This window comes from Streptomyces sp. NPDC034049, from assembly GCF_055575575.1.
The window spans coordinates 810,476-829,822 of sequence record NZ_JBVISJ010000001.1; the positions used below are offsets into that span (position 1 = coordinate 810,476).

Annotated in this window: 15 protein-coding genes; 7 read left to right on the top strand and 8 right to left on the bottom strand. The window is 70.8% G+C overall.

The annotated features are described in order from the left end of the window. Window positions 1-16: 16 nt before the first annotated feature. From uvrB to ACZ52C_RS03605, 5 genes are all read left to right on the top strand, one after another. Complete coding sequence (gene uvrB, locus ACZ52C_RS03585; protein ID WP_469073200.1) at window positions 17-2,152, top strand: excinuclease ABC subunit UvrB; 2,136 nt, start codon at window positions 17-19, stop codon at window positions 2,150-2,152. Window positions 2,153-2,321: 169 nt separating this feature from the next. Further along, complete coding sequence (locus ACZ52C_RS03590; RefSeq protein ID WP_184895455.1) at window positions 2,322-2,900, top strand: TerD family protein; 579 nt, start codon at window positions 2,322-2,324, stop codon at window positions 2,898-2,900. 46 nt (window positions 2,901-2,946) lie between these two features. Then, window positions 2,947-5,025, top strand: a complete 2,079-nt coding sequence (locus ACZ52C_RS03595; RefSeq protein ID WP_469073201.1) for a TerD family protein — start codon at window positions 2,947-2,949, stop codon at window positions 5,023-5,025. A gap of 300 nt (window positions 5,026-5,325) precedes the next feature. After that, window positions 5,326-6,333, top strand: coding sequence for a TerC/Alx family metal homeostasis membrane protein (locus tag ACZ52C_RS03600; protein WP_469073202.1), 1,008 nt, complete (start codon window positions 5,326-5,328; stop codon window positions 6,331-6,333). 109 nt (window positions 6,334-6,442) lie between these two features. Further along, complete coding sequence (locus ACZ52C_RS03605) at window positions 6,443-7,543, top strand: calcium:cation antiporter (protein WP_469073203.1); 1,101 nt, start codon at window positions 6,443-6,445, stop codon at window positions 7,541-7,543. Window positions 7,544-7,553: 10 nt separating this feature from the next. Here ACZ52C_RS03605 and ACZ52C_RS03610 read toward each other — a convergent pair whose 3' ends face one another. Together ACZ52C_RS03610 and ACZ52C_RS03615 are read right to left on the bottom strand one after the other, a co-directional pair. After that, window positions 7,554-8,831, bottom strand: a complete 1,278-nt coding sequence (locus ACZ52C_RS03610) for an MFS transporter (protein ID WP_469073424.1) — start codon at window positions 8,829-8,831, stop codon at window positions 7,554-7,556. A 123-nt stretch (window positions 8,832-8,954) separates the two neighbouring features. Further along, on the bottom strand, window positions 8,955-10,001 hold the full coding sequence (locus ACZ52C_RS03615) for a S66 family peptidase (protein WP_469073204.1): 1,047 nt from the start codon (window positions 9,999-10,001) through the stop codon (window positions 8,955-8,957). 101 nt (window positions 10,002-10,102) lie between these two features. Here ACZ52C_RS03615 and aroQ point away from each other — a divergent pair, with 101 nt between their 5' ends. Beyond that, on the top strand, window positions 10,103-10,576 hold the full coding sequence (aroQ, locus tag ACZ52C_RS03620) for a type II 3-dehydroquinate dehydratase (protein ID WP_469073205.1): 474 nt from the start codon (window positions 10,103-10,105) through the stop codon (window positions 10,574-10,576). Window positions 10,577-10,627: 51 nt separating this feature from the next. Here aroQ and ACZ52C_RS03625 read toward each other — a convergent pair whose 3' ends face one another. The 5 genes from ACZ52C_RS03625 to ACZ52C_RS03645 form a co-directional block, all read right to left on the bottom strand. Further along, window positions 10,628-11,428 carry an amino acid ABC transporter ATP-binding protein gene (locus ACZ52C_RS03625; RefSeq protein ID WP_469073206.1) on the bottom strand — a complete coding sequence of 267 codons (801 nt, stop codon included), beginning with the start codon at window positions 11,426-11,428 and terminating at the stop codon, window positions 10,628-10,630. Then, window positions 11,425-12,342, bottom strand: coding sequence for an amino acid ABC transporter permease (locus ACZ52C_RS03630; RefSeq protein WP_469073207.1), 918 nt, complete (start codon window positions 12,340-12,342; stop codon window positions 11,425-11,427). Before ACZ52C_RS03630 ends, ACZ52C_RS03625 begins: the two co-directional genes overlap by 4 nt. Then, entirely contained in the window at window positions 12,339-13,235 is an 897-nt protein-coding gene (locus tag ACZ52C_RS03635) for an ABC transporter substrate-binding protein (protein ID WP_469073208.1), read from the bottom strand. The genes ACZ52C_RS03630 and ACZ52C_RS03635 overlap by 4 nt, the downstream gene beginning before the upstream one ends. Before the next feature lie 325 nt (window positions 13,236-13,560). Then, window positions 13,561-14,217 (bottom strand): MBL fold metallo-hydrolase, encoded by a 657-nt coding sequence (locus ACZ52C_RS03640; RefSeq protein WP_469073209.1) that lies wholly within the window; start codon window positions 14,215-14,217, stop codon window positions 13,561-13,563. A gap of 9 nt (window positions 14,218-14,226) precedes the next feature. After that, the gene (locus tag ACZ52C_RS03645; protein WP_469073210.1) at window positions 14,227-14,913 is read right to left on the bottom strand and encodes a maleylpyruvate isomerase family mycothiol-dependent enzyme; all 687 of its coding nucleotides are present in this window, start codon (window positions 14,911-14,913) and stop codon (window positions 14,227-14,229) included. Between the two features lie 225 nt (window positions 14,914-15,138). Here ACZ52C_RS03645 and uvrA point away from each other — a divergent pair, with 225 nt between their 5' ends. Beyond that, on the top strand, window positions 15,139-18,222 hold the full coding sequence (gene uvrA, locus ACZ52C_RS03650) for an excinuclease ABC subunit UvrA (protein ID WP_469073211.1): 3,084 nt from the start codon (window positions 15,139-15,141) through the stop codon (window positions 18,220-18,222). A 121-nt stretch (window positions 18,223-18,343) separates the two neighbouring features. Here uvrA and ACZ52C_RS03655 read toward each other — a convergent pair whose 3' ends face one another. Then, window positions 18,344-19,282 carry a carbohydrate kinase family protein gene (locus tag ACZ52C_RS03655; RefSeq protein WP_469073212.1) on the bottom strand — a complete coding sequence of 313 codons (939 nt, stop codon included), beginning with the start codon at window positions 19,280-19,282 and terminating at the stop codon, window positions 18,344-18,346. Between the last annotated feature and the right edge of the window lie 65 nt (window positions 19,283-19,347).

Below are 19,347 nucleotides of genomic sequence, written 5' to 3' on the forward strand. Positions count from 1 at the left end.
TCGTACGGTGGATTGCATGCGGCCCGTTTCCAAGATCGAACGCACGGTGGCGCCCTTCGAGGTCGTCAGTCCCTACCAGCCGAGCGGCGACCAGCCCACGGCCATCGCCGACCTCGCCCGGCGCATCGGATCAGGTGAGAAGGACGTCGTGCTGCTCGGCGCGACCGGCACCGGCAAGTCCGCCACCACCGCGTGGATGATCGAGAAGCTCCAGCGCCCGACCCTGGTGATGGCGCCGAACAAGACACTGGCCGCCCAGCTGGCCAACGAGTTCCGCGAGCTGCTGCCGAACAACGCGGTCGAATACTTCGTCTCGTACTACGACTACTACCAGCCCGAGGCCTACGTCCCGCAGTCGGACACCTACATCGAGAAGGACTCCTCGATCAACGAGGAGGTGGAACGCCTGCGGCACTCCGCGACCAATTCGCTGCTCACCCGCCGCGACGTCGTCGTGGTCGCCTCCGTCTCCTGTATTTATGGTCTCGGCACCCCACAGGAGTACGTGGACCGCATGGTCCCCCTCAAGGTCGGCGAGGAGTTCGACCGGGACGCGCTGCTGCGCCGCTTCGTGGACATCCAGTACACCCGCAACGACCTGGCGTTCAGCCGCGGCACCTTCCGCGTCCGCGGCGACACCATCGAGATCTTCCCCGTCTACGAGGAGCTCGCCGTCCGCATCGAGATGTTCGGCGACGAGATCGAGGCCCTCTCCACCCTCCACCCGCTCACCGGCGAGATCATCAGCGACGACCAGCAGCTGTACGTCTTCCCGGCCTCCCACTACGTCGCCGGCCCCGAGCGCCTGGAGCGCGCCGCCAACGACATCGAGAAGGAGCTGGGGGAGCGTCTCGCCGAGCTGGAGAAGCAGGGCAAGCTCCTGGAGGCCCAGCGGCTGCGCATGCGCACGACCTACGACCTGGAGATGCTCCGCCAGATCGGCTCCTGCTCCGGCGTGGAGAACTACTCGATGCACTTCGACGGCCGCGAGCCCGGCTCCCCGCCGAACACCCTGCTGGACTACTTCCCGGACGACTTCCTCCTCGTCATCGACGAGTCCCACGTGACCGTGCCCCAGATCGGCGCGATGTACGAGGGCGACGCCTCCCGCAAGCGCACCCTCGTCGACCACGGCTTCCGGCTGCCGTCCGCCCTGGACAACCGCCCCCTGAAATGGGAGGAGTTCCAGGAACGCGTCGGCCAGACGGTGTACCTCTCGGCCACCCCCGGCCAGTACGAGCTGTCCCGCTCCGACGGCCACGTCGAGCAGATCATCCGCCCCACCGGCCTGGTCGACCCCGAGGTCGTCGTCAAGCCCACCGAGGGCCAGATCGACGACCTGGTGCACGAGATCCGCAAACGCACCGAGAAGGACGAGCGCGTCCTCGTCACCACCCTCACCAAGAAGATGGCCGAGGACCTCACCGACTACTTCCTGGAACTCGGCATCCAGGTCCGCTACCTCCACAGCGACGTCGACACCCTGCGCCGCGTCGAACTGCTGCGCGAGCTGCGCGCCGGTGAGTACGACGTCCTGGTCGGCATCAACCTCCTTCGGGAGGGCCTCGACCTCCCCGAGGTCTCCCTGGTGGCGATCCTCGACGCGGACAAGGAGGGCTTCCTGCGCTCCGGGACCTCACTGATCCAGACCATCGGCCGCGCGGCGCGCAATGTGTCGGGCCAGGTCCATATGTACGCCGACAAGATCACCCCGGCGATGGAGAAGGCCATCGACGAGACCAACCGGCGCCGGGAGAAGCAGGTCGCGTACAACAAGGCCCGCGGCATCGACCCCCAGCCGCTCCGCAAGAAGATCAACGACATCGTCGCGCAGATCGCCCGCGAGGACGTCGACACCGAGCAGCTGCTCGGCTCGGGCTATCGCCAGGGCAAGGAGGGCAAGGGTGCCAAGGCCCCCGTGCCCTCCCTCGGCGGCAAGGCGGCCAAGTCCGCCAAGGGCAGGGCCAAGGCCGGAGAGACCGTCCCGACCGACCGCCCCGCGGCCGATCTCGCCCGGCAGATCGAGGACATGACCGAGCGCATGCGCGCGGCCGCAGCGGAGCTGCAGTTCGAGATCGCCGCCCGGTTGCGCGACGAGGTCTCCGAGATGAAGAAGGAACTGCGGCAGATGAAGGAGGCGGGCCTGGCCTGACCTCCCCACGGACGCCGGGGGAGGGGCCCTCCTCCGGCGTCGGCGCGCTGTGTTGCAAGACCGACACAAAGTGCGACACAGGCTGCGGCAATGTCAGCGCCGCTGCGTAAGGTGCTGCACATCCGCGGACTCCGCGGGAACAGGGGACAGTCGAGAGGGGAATCAGCGCGTGACCGTCAACATGACCAAGGGTCAGGCCATCAGTCTGCAGAAGAACGACGGAGGCAGCCTGACCGCGGTGCGCATGGGTCTCGGCTGGCAGGCTGCCCCCAGGCGCGGCCTGTTCGGATCCCGCACCCGTGAGATCGACCTCGACGCCTCCGCCGTGCTGTTCGCGGACAAGCAGCCCGTCGACGTCGTCTTCTTCCGCCACCTGGTGAGCGACGACGGCTCCGTCCGCCACACCGGCGACAACCTGGTCGGCGGCGTCGGCCAGGGCGGCGACGACGAGGCGATCCTCGTCGACCTGGCCCGGGTCCCGGTCCACATCGACCAGATCGTCTTCACCGTGAACTCCTTCACGGGCCAGACCTTCCAGGAAGTGCAGAACGCGTTCTGCCGCCTGGTCGACGAGACCAACGGCCAGGAGCTGGCGCGCTACACCCTCGCGGGCGGCGGCCAGTACACCGCCCAGATCATGGCCAAGGTGCACCGCGCGGGCGCGGGCTGGCAGATGACCGCCATCGGCTCTCCCGCCAACGGCCGCACCTTCCAGGACCTGATGCCGGCGATCCTGCCGGTCCTGTAGGCACGCACCGACTACACAGAGCACGCGACACAGGGGGACGAAGTCGATGACGGCCGAGCTGGTCCGGGGGCAGAACCATCCGCTGCCCGAGGTCCGACTGGAGATCCGCGTCTCGGCCGGCACGCCGATCGTGGCCGGGGCCACCCTCGGCGACGAGCAGGGCCGCGTGCACGGTGTCGAGTGGGTCGCCCACCCGGGCGCGCCCACCCTCCCGGGCATCGAGGTGCCGAGGCAGGCGGCGGCCGACCACCGCCTCGCCGTGGACCTCGACGCCCTGGCACCGTCCGTGCACCGGGTCACCGTGCTGCTCGCCCTCCCCATGGGAACCGGCGGCCCGGCGCGCTTCGGCGCCGTGGCCGCCCCCTTCGTCGCCGTCACCGGACTCGACGGCACCGAGGTCGCCAGCTACACCATCACCGACCTCGAACCGGAGTCGGCCGTCGTCGCCCTGGAGTTGTACCGCAGGCAGGGCGCCTGGAAGGTCCGCGCGGTCGGCCAGGGGTACGCGGGCGGCCTCGCGGCGCTGCTCGCCGACCAGGGCCTGCCGCAGGCCCAGCAGCTGGCCGGCAGCATCAACGAGGCGGTGGCCCAGGGCCTCGCCCGCTCGGTGGCCGCCCCTCCACCCCGGCTGCCGGACGCCGACCGCCCGCGCCGGACGACCGCACCCGCACAGGGCCCCGACGAGACCCACGGCGGCGCGACACCCCAGGGCGCGACCCCCCAGGGCATGACGGGCAACCCCGCGCCGTCCCAGGGTCACCAGCCCACCTCGCCGTACGGCACGACACCCCCGTACGGCTCCCCGCACGACGGCACGCTGCCCGATCACACCGCGGCCGCGCAGCACGGCGGCCCCACCCCGGCCGACCCGGCCACCGGCCAGCCCGGCCCGGCCACCGCGGGCGGCCCGGTCAACTACACCCACCCCGGCCGCCAGACCACCGCGCCGCCACCGCCCGCGCCGACCGCGCCCCCGGCCGAGCCGGGACAGCCCGCGCGGCCCGTCGCCGGGGACGCGACCGGCTGGTCCATGGAGGAGCGGCTCTACAACCAGGTGTGGGGCATGTTCGAGGACCTCGCCCGCACCACGGCCGCCTACCGCAGCGCCGTCGACTTCGCCGAGTCGCGGATGGAACAGGAGCTGGACAAGGTCCTGTCCGACCCGCGCAGCCGCATCAGCGGCCAGGGCGACGCCGCGCGCGAGGCGGCCCGCGCCAAGCACGCCCAGCTCGTCGACCAGGCCAGGGCCGCTCTCGACCGGGACCTGGCGCAGCTCGGGGCCGAGGCGGACGTCGTCGAGCCCGCCCTGCCCCCGGCGTACGCGAGCTGGGACAACCCGGTCTGGCACGGCTACCGGGTGCCGATGGAGATCCCGATGGCCCTGCGTCTGGGAGATCTCCATCTGCCGGAGAGCGAGGACGTGCGTATCCCGATGCTGGTCCGGCTGCCGCTGGAGCGCGGCCTGTGGATCGACAGCGGCCGTTCCGGCTCCCGTGACTCGTTCGCCGACTCCGACGAGCTCCGCCGCCTGGCGCTGGACATGGCGGTGGCGCTGGCCGCCCGACTCCTCGCGGTCTACCCGCCGGGCGAGTTCGCCGTGCACGTCGTCGACGCGGCCGGAGCGGGCTCGTCCGCGCTGGCGCCCCTGACGCAGGCCGGTGTGCTCGCCGGGCCGCCCGTCGCCGGAGCGGCGGGTGTCTCGGAGGTGCTGGGGCGGCTCACCCAGCGCGTGGACCTCGTGCAGATGGCCGTGCGCGGTGGCGCGGCCGACGCGCTGCCCCCCGGCTTCGACACCGCCGAACAACTGCTGATCGTCAACGACTTCCCGCACGGCTTCGACGACCGCGCCGTCACCCAGCTCCGCTATCTCGCGGACGAGGGCCCCGCTGTCGGGGTCCATCTGATGATGGTCGCCGACCGGCAGGAGGCCGCCGCCTACGGGCCGTTGCTCGACCCGCTGTGGCGTTCGCTGATGCGACTCACCCCCACCCCCGACGATCACCTCGCCGACCCTTGGGTCGGGCACGCGTGGACGTACGAGCCGTCGAGCATCCCGCCGGGCAGCAGGGTCATGCACGACGTGCTCGCCCGGGTCGCCGAGGCCCGCCGCTCCTGGAACCGCTGAGCACCACCGGGAACGCCCCTGCCCAGGGCCCGTACCAAGCACTCGTAAAGGCCGTTGACCTGCGGTTTTGATTCTTTCTTTGCTTCGCCCTTTACCTATTCTTGGTGATTGGGTACTCTTTTCGTGCGGAGGGGAGTACTCCCTACATGCTGCGGCGTACCCGTCAATACGGATCGATCCAGATCCCGGGGCGTCGGCCCGGCGGCACCAGGCGTTGTGGAACGCCCTGGAGGACCGGGTGGAAGAGACCTCCGGTAGCGACGACGCTGAAATTTGCCGTTACGTACTGCCGGAGGCGCAGTGGATGTTTCCGTGACCCTTTGGGTCCTCACAGTGGTGGGCCTTGCCGCCCTCATCGCGGTCGACTTCTTCATCGGCCGCAAGCCCCATGACGTGTCCATCAAGGAAGCCGGGATCTGGACGGTCGTCTGGATCGTCCTGGCCGCCCTCTTCGGACTCGGGCTGCTCGTCTTCGGCGGCGGTCAGCCGGCCGGAGAGTTCTTCGCGGGCTTCATCACCGAGAAGTCCCTGAGCGTCGACAACCTCTTCGTCTTCGTGCTGATCATGGCGAAGTTCTCGGTGCCCTCGCAGTACCAGCAGCGGGTGCTGCTGATCGGTGTGCTGATAGCCCTGGTGCTCCGCGCGATCTTCATCGCCGCGGGCGCGGCCATCCTGGCCAGCTTCGCCTGGGTCTTCTACATCTTCGGCGCTTTCCTGATCTACACCGCCTGGAAGTTGATCCAGGAGGCCAGGGCCGACGAGGCGGACGAGGAGTACGAGGAGAACAAGCTCCTCAAGGCCGCCGAGAAGCGCTTCGGCGTCGCCGACCGGTACCACGGCACCAAGCTGTGGATCGAGGAGAACGGCAAGCGCGTCATGACGCCGATGCTCGTCGTGATGCTCGCCATCGGCACCACGGACGTGCTCTTCGCGCTGGACTCCATCCCCGCGATCTTCGGCCTGACCCAGGACCCGTACATCGTCTTCACGGCCAACGCGTTCGCGCTCATGGGCCTGCGACAGCTGTACTTCCTCATCGGTGGCCTGCTGAAGAAGCTGGTCCACCTGTCCTACGGTCTGTCGGTCATCCTCGGCTTCATCGGTGTGAAGCTGGTGCTGCACGCATTGCACGAGTCCGGAGTACACGTCCCTGAGATCTCCATCCCGGTGTCTCTCGGCGTGATCTGCGCGGTGCTGATCATCACCACGATCACCAGCCTGATCGCGTCCAAGAAGCAGGCGCAGGCCGAGGCCCAGGCCGATCAGGACCAGGCCGAAGGCGCGGACAAGGACAGTGTCGAGGCCTGACGGAGGCCGACACCGCACCTGATACACGGATGGGGCCCCGCACCATGGAGACGCAGTTCCACGCGTCGACCGGAGTGCGGGGCCCCTTCACGTCTGAAAGGATCACCGTATGCTCGCTCGGCTCCGGTCGCTCACGACGCGATGGACTGCTGTCGTCCCGGTGGCCGCGGTCGTCCTGCTTGCTCTCACCTGGGGACGTGATCTGCCCCCTGGGGCCGTCGCCCTGGTGACCCTGGTGCTCGCGGGCGCCGTCCTCGCCGCCGTGCACCACGCCGAGGTCGTCGCGCACCGGGTCGGTGAACCCTTCGGCTCCCTCGTCCTCGCGGTCGCCGTCACGATCATCGAGGTCGCCCTGATCGTGACGCTGATGGCCGACGGCGGGGACAAGGGCGCGACCCTCGCCCGGGACACCGTCTTCGCCGCCGTGATGATCACCTGCAACGGCATCGTCGGCATCTGCCTGCTCGTCGCCTCACTGCGCCACGGACTCGCGGTCTTCAACCCGGAGGGCACCGGCGCCGCCCTCGCCACGGTCGCCACACTGGCCACGCTCAGCCTGGTGCTCCCCACCTTCACCACCAGCAAGCCGGGCCCCGAGTTCTCCACGGCCCAGCTCACCTTCGCGGCACTGTCCTCACTGGCTCTGTACGGGCTGTTCGTCGCGACGCAGACCGTGCGGCACCGGGACTACTTCCTGCCGATCACCAGGATGGGCGAGGTGATCACGCAGGACGACCACGCCGAGGCGCCGTCGGCCCGCACCGCCGGCATCAGCCTCGGACTGCTCGGCCTGGCGCTCATCGGCGTGGTCGGCCTCGCCAAGGGCGTCTCGCCCACCGTCGAGTCCGGTGTCGAAGGGGCGGGGCTGCCGCACGCGGTGGTCGGTGTGATCATCGCGCTGCTGGTGCTGCTGCCGGAGACGATCGCCGCGCTGCGCGCCGCCCGCCGCGACCGCGTCCAGACCAGCCTCAACCTGGCCCTCGGCTCCGCCATGGCCAGCATCGGCCTCACCATCCCGGCCGTCGCCCTCGCCTCGATCTGGCTCTCCGGACCGCTCGTCCTCGGCCTCGGTGCCACCCATATGGTGCTGCTCGCCCTGACCGTCGTGGTGGCCTCGCTGACCGTGGTGCCGGGACGCGCGACACCGCTGCAGGGCGGAGTGCACCTGGTGCTGTTCGCGGCGTATCTGGAGCTGGCGGTGAACCCGTAGGACCTGGGGCTCATCCCGTCGCGGGCTCCGCCTCCGCCGACGCCGTCAGGGGTACCGGCCGGGTCTCCGGCAGCAGGGCGAAGCAGCCGAGGCTCAGCAGGGCGATCCCGGTGAGATAGGCGCCCACACCCCAAGGCACCCGCCCGCCCTGCGCCACGGCGGTGGCCACGATCGGGGTGAGGGCGCCGCCGAGCACCCCGCCGAGGTTGTAGCCGACGGCGGCCCCCGTGCAGCGCACCCGGGGCTCGTACAGCTCGGGCAGGTACGCGGCGATGACGGCGAACATGGTGACGAAGCCGAGCATCGCCACGAGGAACCCGAAGAAGATCAGCAGGGGTTCGCCGGTCGCCAGGAGCGCGACCATGGGGAACATCCACAGCACGGTGACGCCGCAGCCGATCAGGCACATCGGGCGCCGTCCGTATCGGTCGCCGAGCACCGCCGCCACGGGTGTCAGGGCGCCCTTCACCACCACGGCGCCCATGACGCAGGTCAGCATGACCGTGCGGCTCACCCCGAGCCGCTCCGTGCCGTAGGCGAGGGACCAGGTCGTCACCGAGTAGAACACCGCGTACCCGACGGCGAGCGCGCCCGCCGTCAGCAGGACCAGGCGCCAGTGGTCGCGCACCACCTCGGCGAGCGGCACCCGCGCGGGTTCGGCGATCTCCAGGAACCTCGGGCTCTCCGTGAGCGACGACCGCAGCCACAGCCCCGCGAGGGCGAGCACGCCCGCCGCCCAGAACGGCACCCGCCACCCCCAGGCGGCGAACTGGGCCTCCGTCAGGGTGGCCGAGAGCGCCAGCATCACCCCGTTGGCCAGCAGGAAGCCCACCGCCGGCCCGACCTGGGGGAAGCTCGACCACAGTCCGCGCCGGTCGGCCGGCGCGTGCTCCGCCGTCAGCAGCACCGCGCCGCCCCACTCCCCGCCGAGCCCGAGCCCTTGCAGGAAGCGCAGCACGAGCAGGAGGAAGGGGGCGGTGACACCGATCGAGTCGAAGGTGGGGACGCAGCCGACGGCCACGGTCGCGCCCCCGGTCAGCAGCAGCGAACCGACGAGGACCGGTCGGCGCCCGTGCCGGTCCCCGATGTGCCCGAACAGCACCGAGCCGAGCGGACGCGCCACGAACCCGACCCCGAACGTCGCGAAGGCCGCGAGGGTCCCGGCCAGGGGCGAGAACGTCGGGAAGAACAGCGGCCCCAGGACGAGGGCCGCCGCCGTCCCGTAGACGAAGAAGTCGTAGAACTCGATGGCCGTCCCGGCGAGCGAGGCGGACGCCAGCCGCAGCATGGAGGGCGGTTTCACGGTGCGTGCAGGTTGCATGCCGCCTCAACTACCCACGGTGACGGGCGGTTACGGGGGCGTGCGGAGGCCCGTGCGAGGCCAAGGTGGTCCAGGAGGCGTCAACGGCTCTCAGTAGGTCACCGTGATGCGCCGGGCGGGCCCGTCCACCCGGATCACGCCCCCGTAGGGGACGACGAACTGCGGATCGGTGTGCCCGAGATCCACGTCGAAGACGATCGTGGCGTCGGGGGCGTACGCCCGCATGGCGCGCAGGACGGCCTCCCGCTGCCCGGCCGCGTAACCGGCCGCCTCCTCCGGGGTGTTGGGGCGATCGAAGGACCAGGTCTTGGGACGGCCCATCAGCAGCGCGGAGAAGCGGCGGAGCAGACCCCGCTCGCCCATGTTGCGCAGGGTGCGGAAGACCTCCTCGCCACCGGGCAGTTCCTCCGAGGTCTCCAGGAAGAGCACCCCGCCGTCGAACACGGACAGATCGCGCGGCACCTCGCGGTCGGCCATCAGCAGCCAGCCGAGGATCTCCAGACAGCCGCCCCAACTGCGGCCCTCCACCACGCGGTCGGCGTTCACCCAGGTCCAACCGGCGCCCGGCACCGTCGTCGGCTCCGCGTCGAAGGTCGCCGGGTCGGCCCAGTCGCGGTCGATGTCGTTGAAGCGCTCGGCGGGCCGCAGTTCGTACGGCCCCGAGGTGAACAGGGCCGCGCGCAGGGAGTCGGCCGTCAGCGGCGCCATGGCGCCGGACCTGCCGAGCGCGGTCATCACGGTGCCGCCGTGGTAGCCGACGATCCCGGTGTTGTACAGGTACGCCAGCAGGTTGGTGTTGTCGCTCAGTCCGAAGAACGGCTTGGGGTTGGCCCGCAGCAACTCCCGGTCCAGGAAGGGCAGCACGGTGATCTGGTCGTCGCCGCCGATCGACGTCAGCACCGCCTTGACGTCCGGGTCGGCGAAGGCCGCGTGCAGGTCGTCCGCCCGCTCCTTCGGCGTCGTGCCCATCTTCCGTGTCGTCGGATACTCGACCGGCTCGAGCCCGAACTCCTCGCGCAGCCGCTCCAGGCCCAGTTCGAAGGGGCGCGGGAAGAGTTCCGGCAGGCCGGCGCCGGGCGAGACGACGGCGACCCGGTCGCCGGGGGAGGGCTTGGGAGGGTACGAGGGTGTGGTCATGCGGGGAGGGTACGGCCTCCTGCCCTGCGGTTTCACCGTGATAAACCGGGGGCGAGCGGCGGTCCCGACGGGCCGCCCACCCCGAACGGACCGGAGGAACCGTGCCCCGCAGCCTGGCCCACGCCCCGATCATGATTCTCAACGGCCCCAACCTGAACCTCCTGGGGCAGCGCCAGCCCGAGATCTACGGCTCGGACACCCTCGCCGACGTGGAGACGATGTGTGCCGAGGCGGCGGCCGCGCACGGCGGCACGGTGGACTTCCGGCAGTCCAACCACGAGGGCGAACTGGTCGACTGGATCCACGAGGCCCGGCTCCACCACAGCGGGATCGTCATCAACCCGGGCGCCTACTCGCACACCTCCGTGGCGATCCTGGACGCCCTCAACACCTGCGACGGACTGCCGGTGCTGGAGGTGCACATCTCCAACATCCACCAGCGCGAGACGTTCCGGCACCACTCGTACGTCTCCCTGCGCGCCGACGGGGTGATCGCCGGGTGCGGGGTGCAGGGCTATGTGTTCGGCGTGGAGCGCGTCGCCGCGCTCGCGGGGGCGGGCCGGGCGGACGCGTGAGCCCCGCGCCCGATCCCGTCCGGTAACGCCCGATCTCCAGGCGGGCGCCCCTTACAAGCGGCCCGCGTCGACGATCCGGCGCAGGAACTGACGCGTACGTTCCCGTCGCGGGTCGCCGAAGACCTGGTCCGCGGTGCCGCGTTCGAGCACGACACCTCCGTCCAGGAAACAGACCTGGTCGGCGACATCGCGGGCGAAGCTCATCTCGTGCGTGGCCAGGACCATGGTCATGCCGTCGGCCTTCAGATCACGGACGACGTTCAGGACCTCGCCGACCAGCTCCGGATCGAGGGCCGCGGTGATCTCGTCGAGGAGCAGCAGCCGGGGGCGTACGGCCAGGGCGCGCACGATCGCCACGCGCTGCTGCTGACCGCCGCTGAGCCGGTCGGGATAGGCGCCCGCCTTCCCGCTCAGCCCCAGCCGGTCCAACAGCTCCCGCGCCCGCTCCTCGGCCTCCGCGCGGGGAACGCCGTGCACCCGGCGCGGGGCGAGGGTGATGTTGTCCAGCACCGTCATGTGCGGGAACAGGTTGTACGACTGGAAGACCACGCCGATGCGCCGCCGGACCGCGTCCTGGTCGACGCGCGGGTCGGTGATCTCCTCGCCGTCCAGCCAGATCGCCCCGTCGTCGATGTCCTCCAGGAGGTTGGCGCAGCGCAGCAGCGTCGACTTGCCGGATCCGGAGGCGCCGATCAGCGCGGTCACGGTGTGCGGGGCGACCTCCAGATCGACGTCCCGCAGCACGACGGAGCCGCCGAAGGTCTTGCGCACGGACTCCATCCGCAGCACGGGGGCAGCCTCGGAGGCGCGCCCGGCCTGCCCGGCCTCCACGGTGTCTCGGCTGTCGCTCATGTCGTCCCTCCCTGCGCCCGCTGCCGATCCATGCGGGCCGTGACCCAGTCGGTGAAGCGGGTCATCGGGATGGTCAGGGCGACGAAGACCAGTCCCGCGACGATGTAGGGCGTGTAGTTGAGGCTGCGGCCCACGATGATGTCGGCGGCGCGCACCGCGTCGATCGCACCGCCGATCGAGACCAGGCCGGTGTCCTTCTGCAGCGACACGAGGTCGTTGAGCAGGGGCGGCACCTGACGGCGTACCGCCTGGGGGAGCACGACGTGCCGCAGGGCCTGCCGGTTGGTCAGGCCCAGCGAGCGGGCCGCCGCGCGCTGCGAGGGGTGCACGGACTCGATGCCGGCGCGGAACACCTCGGCCACGTACGCCGAGTACGTGAGCGTCAGCGCGGTGCCGCCGAGGAGGACCGGGTCGACGGTCACCCCCTGGAGCCGGAGCGCGGGCACGCCCAGGACCACGATCATCAGGTTGATGATCAGCGGCAGTCCGCGGAAGAAGTCGGTGTACGCGGCCGCCAGCGCCCGCAGCGGGAAGAACACCGGGCCGCGCAGGGTCCGCGCGACGGCGATGAGCATGCCGAGGACGAGCACGGCGACGCCGCAGACCAGCAGCAGCCGTACGTTGAGCCAGAGCCCTTCGAGGACCTTGGGGAGCGCCTCGCGCGCGTACTCCGCGCTGAAGAACGTCTCCTTGGTGCGCGGCCAGCCGGGGGCGTTGACGACGACCAGGTAGAGGACGACAGCCGTGACCAGGGTCGACAGGGCGGCGACGGCGGTGGCGCGGCGGGCCCGGTCACGCCTGTGGCGCTCCCGGTCCAGCCGCCGGCGCGAGGGGACGTAGCCGTCGTCCGCGCCGGGCGGGTCACCGTGGTCGTCCGCGCCCTCCGGGCCGGGCTCCTGCTTCACGACCGTCACTTGAGGACCGGGGCGTCGACGGCGTCGGAGAGCCACTCCTGCTCGATCTTCGCCAGCGTGCCGTCCTCGCGCAGGGCGTCCACGGCGCTCGTCACGCAGGACGTGAGGGCACTGCCCTTGTCGAGGACGAGCCCGAACTGCTCGGGCGTGCCGCCCTGGTTCTCGAACTGGCCGACGATCCTCGCGTCCGTCACCTCGGCCGAGGTGATGTAGAACGCGGTCGGCAGATCGACCACGATCGCGTCGACCTGGCCGTTCTTCAGCGCGGACTTGGCCTGGTCGTTCTTGGCGTACGCGGCGGCCTCCCGGGTCGGCTTCACCACGTCCTGGATGTAGTTCAGGCTGGTGGTGCCGACCTGGGCGCCCAGATGCAGCTTCCTCAGGTCCGCGACGCTCGTCGCCTTCGCGGCGGCGGAGCCCTTGAGGGCGACGACGGCCTGGCGCACGTCGTAGTAGCCCGACGAGAAGTCGACGGCCTTCTTGCGCTCGTCGCTGATCGAGACCTGGTTGATGTCGAAGTCGAAGGTCTTCGCCCCCGGCGCGAAGGCCTTGTTGAAGGGCACGCTCTGCCAGACGACGTCCGCCTTGTCGTAGCCGAGCTGCTTCGCCACGGCGTAGGCGACCGCCGACTCGAAGCCCTCGCCGTTCTTCGGGTCGTCCTTGAACCAGGGTTCGTACGCCGGTTCGTCGGTGGCGACGGTCAGCTTGCCGGACGTCTTCGTGCTCAAGTCGCCCTTGGCGCAGGAGGATCCGGACGCCGCGGAGGAGGCCGAGCCGGAGGCGTCCTCCTCCGGCTGCGGGGCGCAGCCCACCGCGACGACGGCGAGCAGGGCGGCTATGGCGGCGGAGGCGGCACGGCGCGGGGAGCGCGCGGTTCGCGGGACAGGACGCATGGCGTGAGATTGACAGCGCGACGTGCCGTCTGTCGAGGTCACACGGGTGTTTGTCCGCATTCTGGGAACGGGTGTTGCGGCTGAGTGAACGCGTGCGAACGCGAGGGCGGGGCCGCCGGCCGAGGGCGGGGTCGGTGAGGCCGGCGGCCCATCCGCGCGGGAGCCGTCATCCCGTGCGGACCTGCTTCCAGTGGACTACGCCACGGCGTACGCCGGGAGCGCGCGCGGGACACCGGCGTGTGCGTTCGATTCACACGGGGCGCGTGCGGGAGCGGTCGCGCGCCCGTCCGGGCTTTCCGCCAACTGCCCTACGGCACACGGGAGTTCACCAGCCCCGCGCGCGCCACTCCGGCAGGTGCGGGCGCTCCGCGCCGAGCGTCGTGTCGTTGCCGTGGCCCGGGTAGACCCAGGTCTCGTCGGGCAGCACGTCGAAGATCTTGGTCTCGACGTCGTGGATCAGGCTGGCGAACGCCTCGGGGTCCTTGCGGGTGTTGCCGACGCCGCCCGGGAAGAGGCAGTCGCCTGTGAAGACGTGCGGATGCCCGTGCGGGTCGTCGTAGACCAGGGCGATCGAACCCGGCGTGTGACCCACCAGGTGGCGCGCGGTGAGCTGCACGCGCCCCACCCGGATCGTGTCCCCGTCGCCGACGGGCACGTCGGTCGGCACCGGGATGCCCTCGACGTCGTCCCGGCCGGCGTACGTACGGGCGCCGGTGGCCGCCACGACCTCGGCGAGCGCCTGCCAGTGGTCGCCGTGCTGGTGCGTGGTGACGACGGACGCGATCCCGTCGTCACCGATCAGGGTGAGCAGGGTGCGGGCGTCGTTCGCGGCGTCGATCAGCAGCTGCTCGTCGGTGGCCCGGCAGCGCAGCAGATACGCGTTGTTGTCCATCGGGCCCACCGCGACCTTGGAGATCATCAGGTCCGGCAGCTCGTGCACATCCGCAGGACCGCCGACCTTCACCGCTCCGCTGTACGTCATGAGGGCAGCCTATAGCGGGGGCAGTGGGGGGAGCGCGCCTCCTTCGACGCGCAGGTCGGCGCCGTCGCGGCGGCCGGCGAGCCAGCCGACGAGGGCCGCCGCGGCACCGGTCACCGTCACTCCCGATCCGGAAGCGGTGCTACCGGTGGTCCACGCGCGCGTGCCGTCCGTGAGGCGGGTGTGCGGCACCGCCGGATGTCCGGCGAACCGGTCGGCGAGGAAGTCGATCTCCCGCTCCGTGAACTCCTCCGGCAGAGCCTCCAGCTCGTACCCGATCCCCAGATCCACGTGATGCAGCTCCACCTCGATCCACCGCCGGAACGGCAGCCGGGCCGCGGTGTCGAGGACCCCGCCCCGCAGCTCGACCGTGCGGGACCAGTCCTGGGACACCGACGCGGCGTCCTGGAAGCGGTGCGCGCTGTCGCGTACGTCGGCGAGCTGGGCCTTCAGCGGTCGCGGCGCGTCCCGCTCGATGTCGGCGTCCCGGGCGTCGCCGGAGACGTACATGGGACGCCCTTCGAGGACGTTCACGAGGGCGTCCGCGTTGCGGGCGAGGTGGGCGAGGACATGACCACGGGTCCAGCCGGGCAGCCGTGACGGCTCGGTCACAGCCGCGTTGTCCAGGGCGGCGACCGCGCTGAGTAGCCGGTCCGTCGCTTCACACACAGAGGCCAGGTCACGCGCGTGATCCATCATGGCGCCGACCCTAGCCCCGGCCACACCTTCGGGTGAAGGTGGCCGACCAGCGCCGTAAATCGAATGCACGTGCTATATGGTCGGTCGTGGCGTCGGGCATGCTGGAAGGCCCGGGTTTGTTGTCGGAACGGGGAAACAGAACCGGCGCTGTCAGTGGCTCCCCCTAGTCTGTGGAAGACGGGGGCTCTGGCCCCTGTCATTCACTCAAGAAAGGTGCGGACCGGCGTGGCCGACCGTCTCATCGTCCGTGGCGCGCGCGAGCACAACCTGAAGAACGTCTCGCTCGACCTGCCACGCGACTCGCTCATCGTCTTCACGGGCCTGTCGGGGTCGGGCAAGTCCTCGCTGGCCTTCGACACGATCTTCGCCGAGGGGCAGCGCCGGTACGTCGAGTCGCTCTCCTCCTACGCCCGCCAGTTCCTCGGGCAGATGGACAAGCCGGACGTCGACTTCATCGAGGGTCTGTCCCCGGCGGTCTCCATCGACCAGAAGTCGACCTCGCGCAACCCGCGCTCGACGGTCGGCACCATCACCGAGGTCTACGACTATCTGCGCCTGCTCTTCGCGCGCATCGGCAAGCCGCACTGTCCGCAGTGCAGCCGCCCGATCTCCCGCCAGTCGCCGCAGGCGATCGTCGACCGGGTGCTGGAGCTGCCGGAGGGCAGCCGCTTCCAGGTGCTGTCCCCGCTCGTGCGGGAGCGCAAGGGCGAGTTCGTCGACCTCTTCGCCGACCTCCAGACCAAGGGGTACAGCCGTGCCCGGGTGGACGGCGAGACCGTCCAGCTCTCCAGCCCGCCCACCCTGAAGAAGCAGGAGAAGCACACCATCGAGGTGGTCGTCGACCGCCTCACGGTGAAGGACACCGCCAAGCGCCGCCTCACCGACTCCGTGGAGACCGCCCTCGGTCTCTCCGGCGGCATGGTCGTGCTCGACTTCGTCGACCTCCCCGAGGACGACCCCGAGCGCGAGCGCATGTTCTCGGAGCACCTGTACTGCCCGTACGACGACCTGTCCTTCGAGGAGCTGGAGCCCCGCTCCTTCTCCTTCAACTCGCCCTTCGGCGCCTGCCCCGACTGCTCCGGCATCGGTACGCGCATGGAGGTCGACCCCGAGCTGATCGTCCCCGACGAGGACAAGTCGCTCGACGAGGGCGCCATCCACCCCTGGTCGCACGGCCACACCAAGGACTACTTCGGCCGCCTCGTCGGAGCCCTCGCGGACGCCCTGGGCTTCCGGACCGACATCCCCTTCGCCGGTCTCCCGCAGCGCGCGAAGAAGGCCCTGCTGCAGGGCCACAAGACCCAGATCGAGGTCCGCTACCGCAACCGGTACGGCCGCGAGCGGGTGTACACGACGGCCTTCGAGGGCGCCGTCCCCTTCGTGAAGCGGCGGCACAGCGAGGCCGAGAGCGACGCCAGCCGTGAGCGCTTCGAGGGCTATATGCGCGAGGTGCCCTGCCCCACCTGTGAGGGCACGCGCCTGAAGCCGATCGTCCTCGCGGTCACGATCATGGAGAAGTCCATCGCCGAGGTCTCCGCCATGTCGATCAGCGACTGCGCGGACTTCCTGGGCGAGCTGAAGCTGAGCGCCCGCGACAAGAAGATCGCCGAGCGGGTGCTGAAGGAGGTCAACGAACGGCTGCGGTTCCTGGTCGACGTCGGCCTGGACTACCTCTCGCTGAACCGCGCGGCCGGCACGCTCTCCGGCGGCGAGGCCCAGCGCATCCGCCTGGCCACCCAGATCGGCTCCGGCCTCGTCGGCGTGCTCTACGTCCTCGACGAGCCCTCCATCGGTCTGCACCAGCGCGACAACCACCGGCTCATCGAGACCCTGGTCCGGCTGCGCGACATGGGCAACACGCTCATCGTCGTCGAGCACGACGAGGACACCATCAAGATGGCCGACTGGATCGTCGACATCGGCCCCGGCGCCGGCGAGCACGGCGGCAAGGTCGTGCACAGCGGCTCGCTGAAGGAGCTGCTCGGCAACACCGAGTCGCAGACCGGGCAGTACCTCTCGGGCCGCAAGGCCATCCCGCTGCCCGACATCCGCCGCCCGCTCGACCCGACCCGGCAGCTCACGGTGCACGGCGCCCGCGAGAACAACCTCCAGGACATCGACGTCGCGTTCCCCCTGGGTGTCTTCACGGCGGTCACCGGCGTCTCCGGATCCGGCAAGTCGACGCTGGTCAACGACATCCTGTACACGCACCTGGCCCGCGAGCTGAACGGCGCCAGGGGCGTCCCGGGACGGCACACGCGCGTGGACGGCGACGACCTCGTCGACAAGGTCGTGCACGTCGACCAGTCGCCGATCGGCCGGACGCCCCGGTCCAACCCGGCGACGTACACCGGCGTCTTCGACCACGTCCGCAAGCTGTTCGCCGAGACCACCGAGGCGAAGGTCCGCGGCTATCTGCCCGGCCGCTTCTCGTTCAACGTCAAGGGCGGCCGCTGCGAGAACTGCGCGGGCGACGGCACCATCAAGATCGAGATGAACTTCCTCCCGGACGTCTACGTCCCGTGCGAGGTCTGCCACGGCGCCCGGTACAACCGGGAGACCCTGGAGGTCCACTACAAGGGCAAGTCCATCGCCGACGTGCTGAACATGCCGATCGAGGAGGCGACCGACTTCTTCGAGGCCGTCCCCGCGATCGCCCGCCACCTCAGGACGCTCAAGGACGTCGGCCTCGGCTACGTCCGGCTCGGCCAGGCCGCGACCACCCTGTCCGGCGGCGAGGCACAGCGCGTGAAGCTCGCCAGCGAGCTGCAGAAGCGCTCCACCGGCCGCACGGTCTACGTCCTGGACGAGCCGACCACCGGTCTGCACTTCGAGGACATCAGCAAGCTCCTCAAGGTGCTCTCCGGCCTGGTCGACAAGGGCAACACGGTCATCGTCATCGAGCACAACCTCGACGTCATCAAGACCGCCGACTGGGTCGTGGACATGGGGCCCGAGGGCGGCGCCGGCGGTGGCCTCGTCATCGCGGAGGGCACGCCCGAGCAGGTCGCCGGGGTTCCGGCCAGCCACACGGGCAAGTTCCTGCGGGAGATCCTCGGCGCCGACCGGATCAGCGACGCGGCCCCGGTGAAGGCCCCGCGCAGGACCGCGGCGAAGAAGACCGTCGCCGCCGGCTCGACCGCTCGGAAGACGGCGACGGCCCGGACCACCACGGCGGCCAAGACGTCGGCGGCCAAGACCGCGACGGGCAGGACCACCGCAGCCGGGACCACGGCCGCCAAGAAGGCCGCCTCGACCGCGAAGAAGGCCGCTCCCGCGAAGAAGACCACGCGGGCGCCCAAGGCCTGAGGCGTCCGCGCGGCGAGCGCTGTCGCACCTGGAAGAACACGGCGGCCCGTGGGAACCTCCCCACGGGCCGCCGCCCGTTCACTCGCCGGCCGCACCGGCTCGGCGAGGGCGGACCTCGCGTTCAGCCTTCCCGTACCGCGGGGGAGTGGGGCGGCTCGCCCACCTCCGCCGCGTACGGGGGTTCCGCGCCCGCGCGGGAGCAGGTGATCGCCGCCGCGCGGGCCGCGAAGCGCAGCAGCCGGGTCCAGTCCTCGGCGCCCAGGGCGGCGAGGGCCGCGTCGGAGAGCGCGTCCCGGGCCGCCAGGGCGTGCAGGAGGGCCGCGTTGACGGTGTCACCGGCGCCGATGGTGTCGACGACGTCGACCTTCTCGCCCGGTACGGAGTGCTCCCCGCCGACCCGGGTGTGGACGGTCAGCCCGTCGCCGCCGTGGGTGACGACGACGGCGGCCGGACCGGAGTCCAGCCACAGACGCGGGGTGCCGCCCAGCCACCGCGCGTCCTCCTCGGAGAGCTTGAGCAGCGACACCGAGGGCAACCAGCTCCAAAAACGCGCCCGATAGACGTCCGCGTCCGGGATCAGACCCGGCCGGACATTGGGGTCGAGGGCGGTGAACACCCCCTGGGCGGCGGTCGTGTGCAGCAGTTTCTCGTACGCGCTCGCACCGGGCTCCAGGACCAGCGAGCAGGTGCCGAAGGAGACGGCCCGGGTGCCCTCCGGAAGCCGGCCGGGCGTCTCGAACAGGCGGTCGGCGCTGCCCTCGACGTAGAAGGAGTACCGGGCCGAGCCGTCCGTGCCGATCGAGGCCAGGGCGAGGGTCGTGGGCTCGGAGCCCCGCTGCACGGCGGCCACGTCCACCCCGGCCTCGCGCAGACCGGTCAGCAGGGCCTCCCCGTAGACGTCGTACGACACCCGGGAGCAGAAGGCGGTGGGGGAGCCGAGACGGCCGAGCGCCACCGCCGTGTTGTAGGGGCCGCCGCCGCGAGCCGGCCGCAGATCCACGAGCGCGCCCGCACCCTGCGGCACGAGGTCGATCAGGGCTTCACCGGCGACGACGATCACGGGACGGATCCTTTCTGGGGGCTCTCGGCCCGGAACGTACCGCAGAGGCGTGCGCCCCGCGACGG

What these genes read in the sequence shown, in the direction of transcription:
- ACZ52C_RS03595 (WP_469073201.1), top strand. Translation starts at nt 2,947, where the DNA reads ATGACGGCCGAGCTGGTCCGGGGGCAGAACCATCCGCTGCCCGAGGTC.
- ACZ52C_RS03640 (WP_469073209.1), bottom strand. Translation starts at nt 14,217, where the DNA reads ATGACGTACAGCGGAGCGGTGAAGGTCGGCGGTCCTGCGGATGTGCAC.
- ACZ52C_RS03645 (WP_469073210.1), bottom strand. Translation starts at nt 14,913, where the DNA reads ATGATGGATCACGCGCGTGACCTGGCCTCTGTGTGTGAAGCGACGGAC.
- ACZ52C_RS03625 (WP_469073206.1), bottom strand. Translation starts at nt 11,428, where the DNA reads ATGAGCGACAGCCGAGACACCGTGGAGGCCGGGCAGGCCGGGCGCGCC.
- ACZ52C_RS03610 (WP_469073424.1), bottom strand. Translation starts at nt 8,831, where the DNA reads ATGCTGCGGCTGGCGTCCGCCTCGCTCGCCGGGACGGCCATCGAGTTC.
- ACZ52C_RS03615 (WP_469073204.1), bottom strand. Translation starts at nt 10,001, where the DNA reads ATGACCACACCCTCGTACCCTCCCAAGCCCTCCCCCGGCGACCGGGTC.
- ACZ52C_RS03635 (WP_469073208.1), bottom strand. Translation starts at nt 13,235, where the DNA reads ATGCGTCCTGTCCCGCGAACCGCGCGCTCCCCGCGCCGTGCCGCCTCC.
- ACZ52C_RS03605 (WP_469073203.1), top strand. Translation starts at nt 6,443, where the DNA reads ATGCTCGCTCGGCTCCGGTCGCTCACGACGCGATGGACTGCTGTCGTC.
- uvrB (WP_469073200.1), top strand. Translation starts at nt 17, where the DNA reads ATGCGGCCCGTTTCCAAGATCGAACGCACGGTGGCGCCCTTCGAGGTC.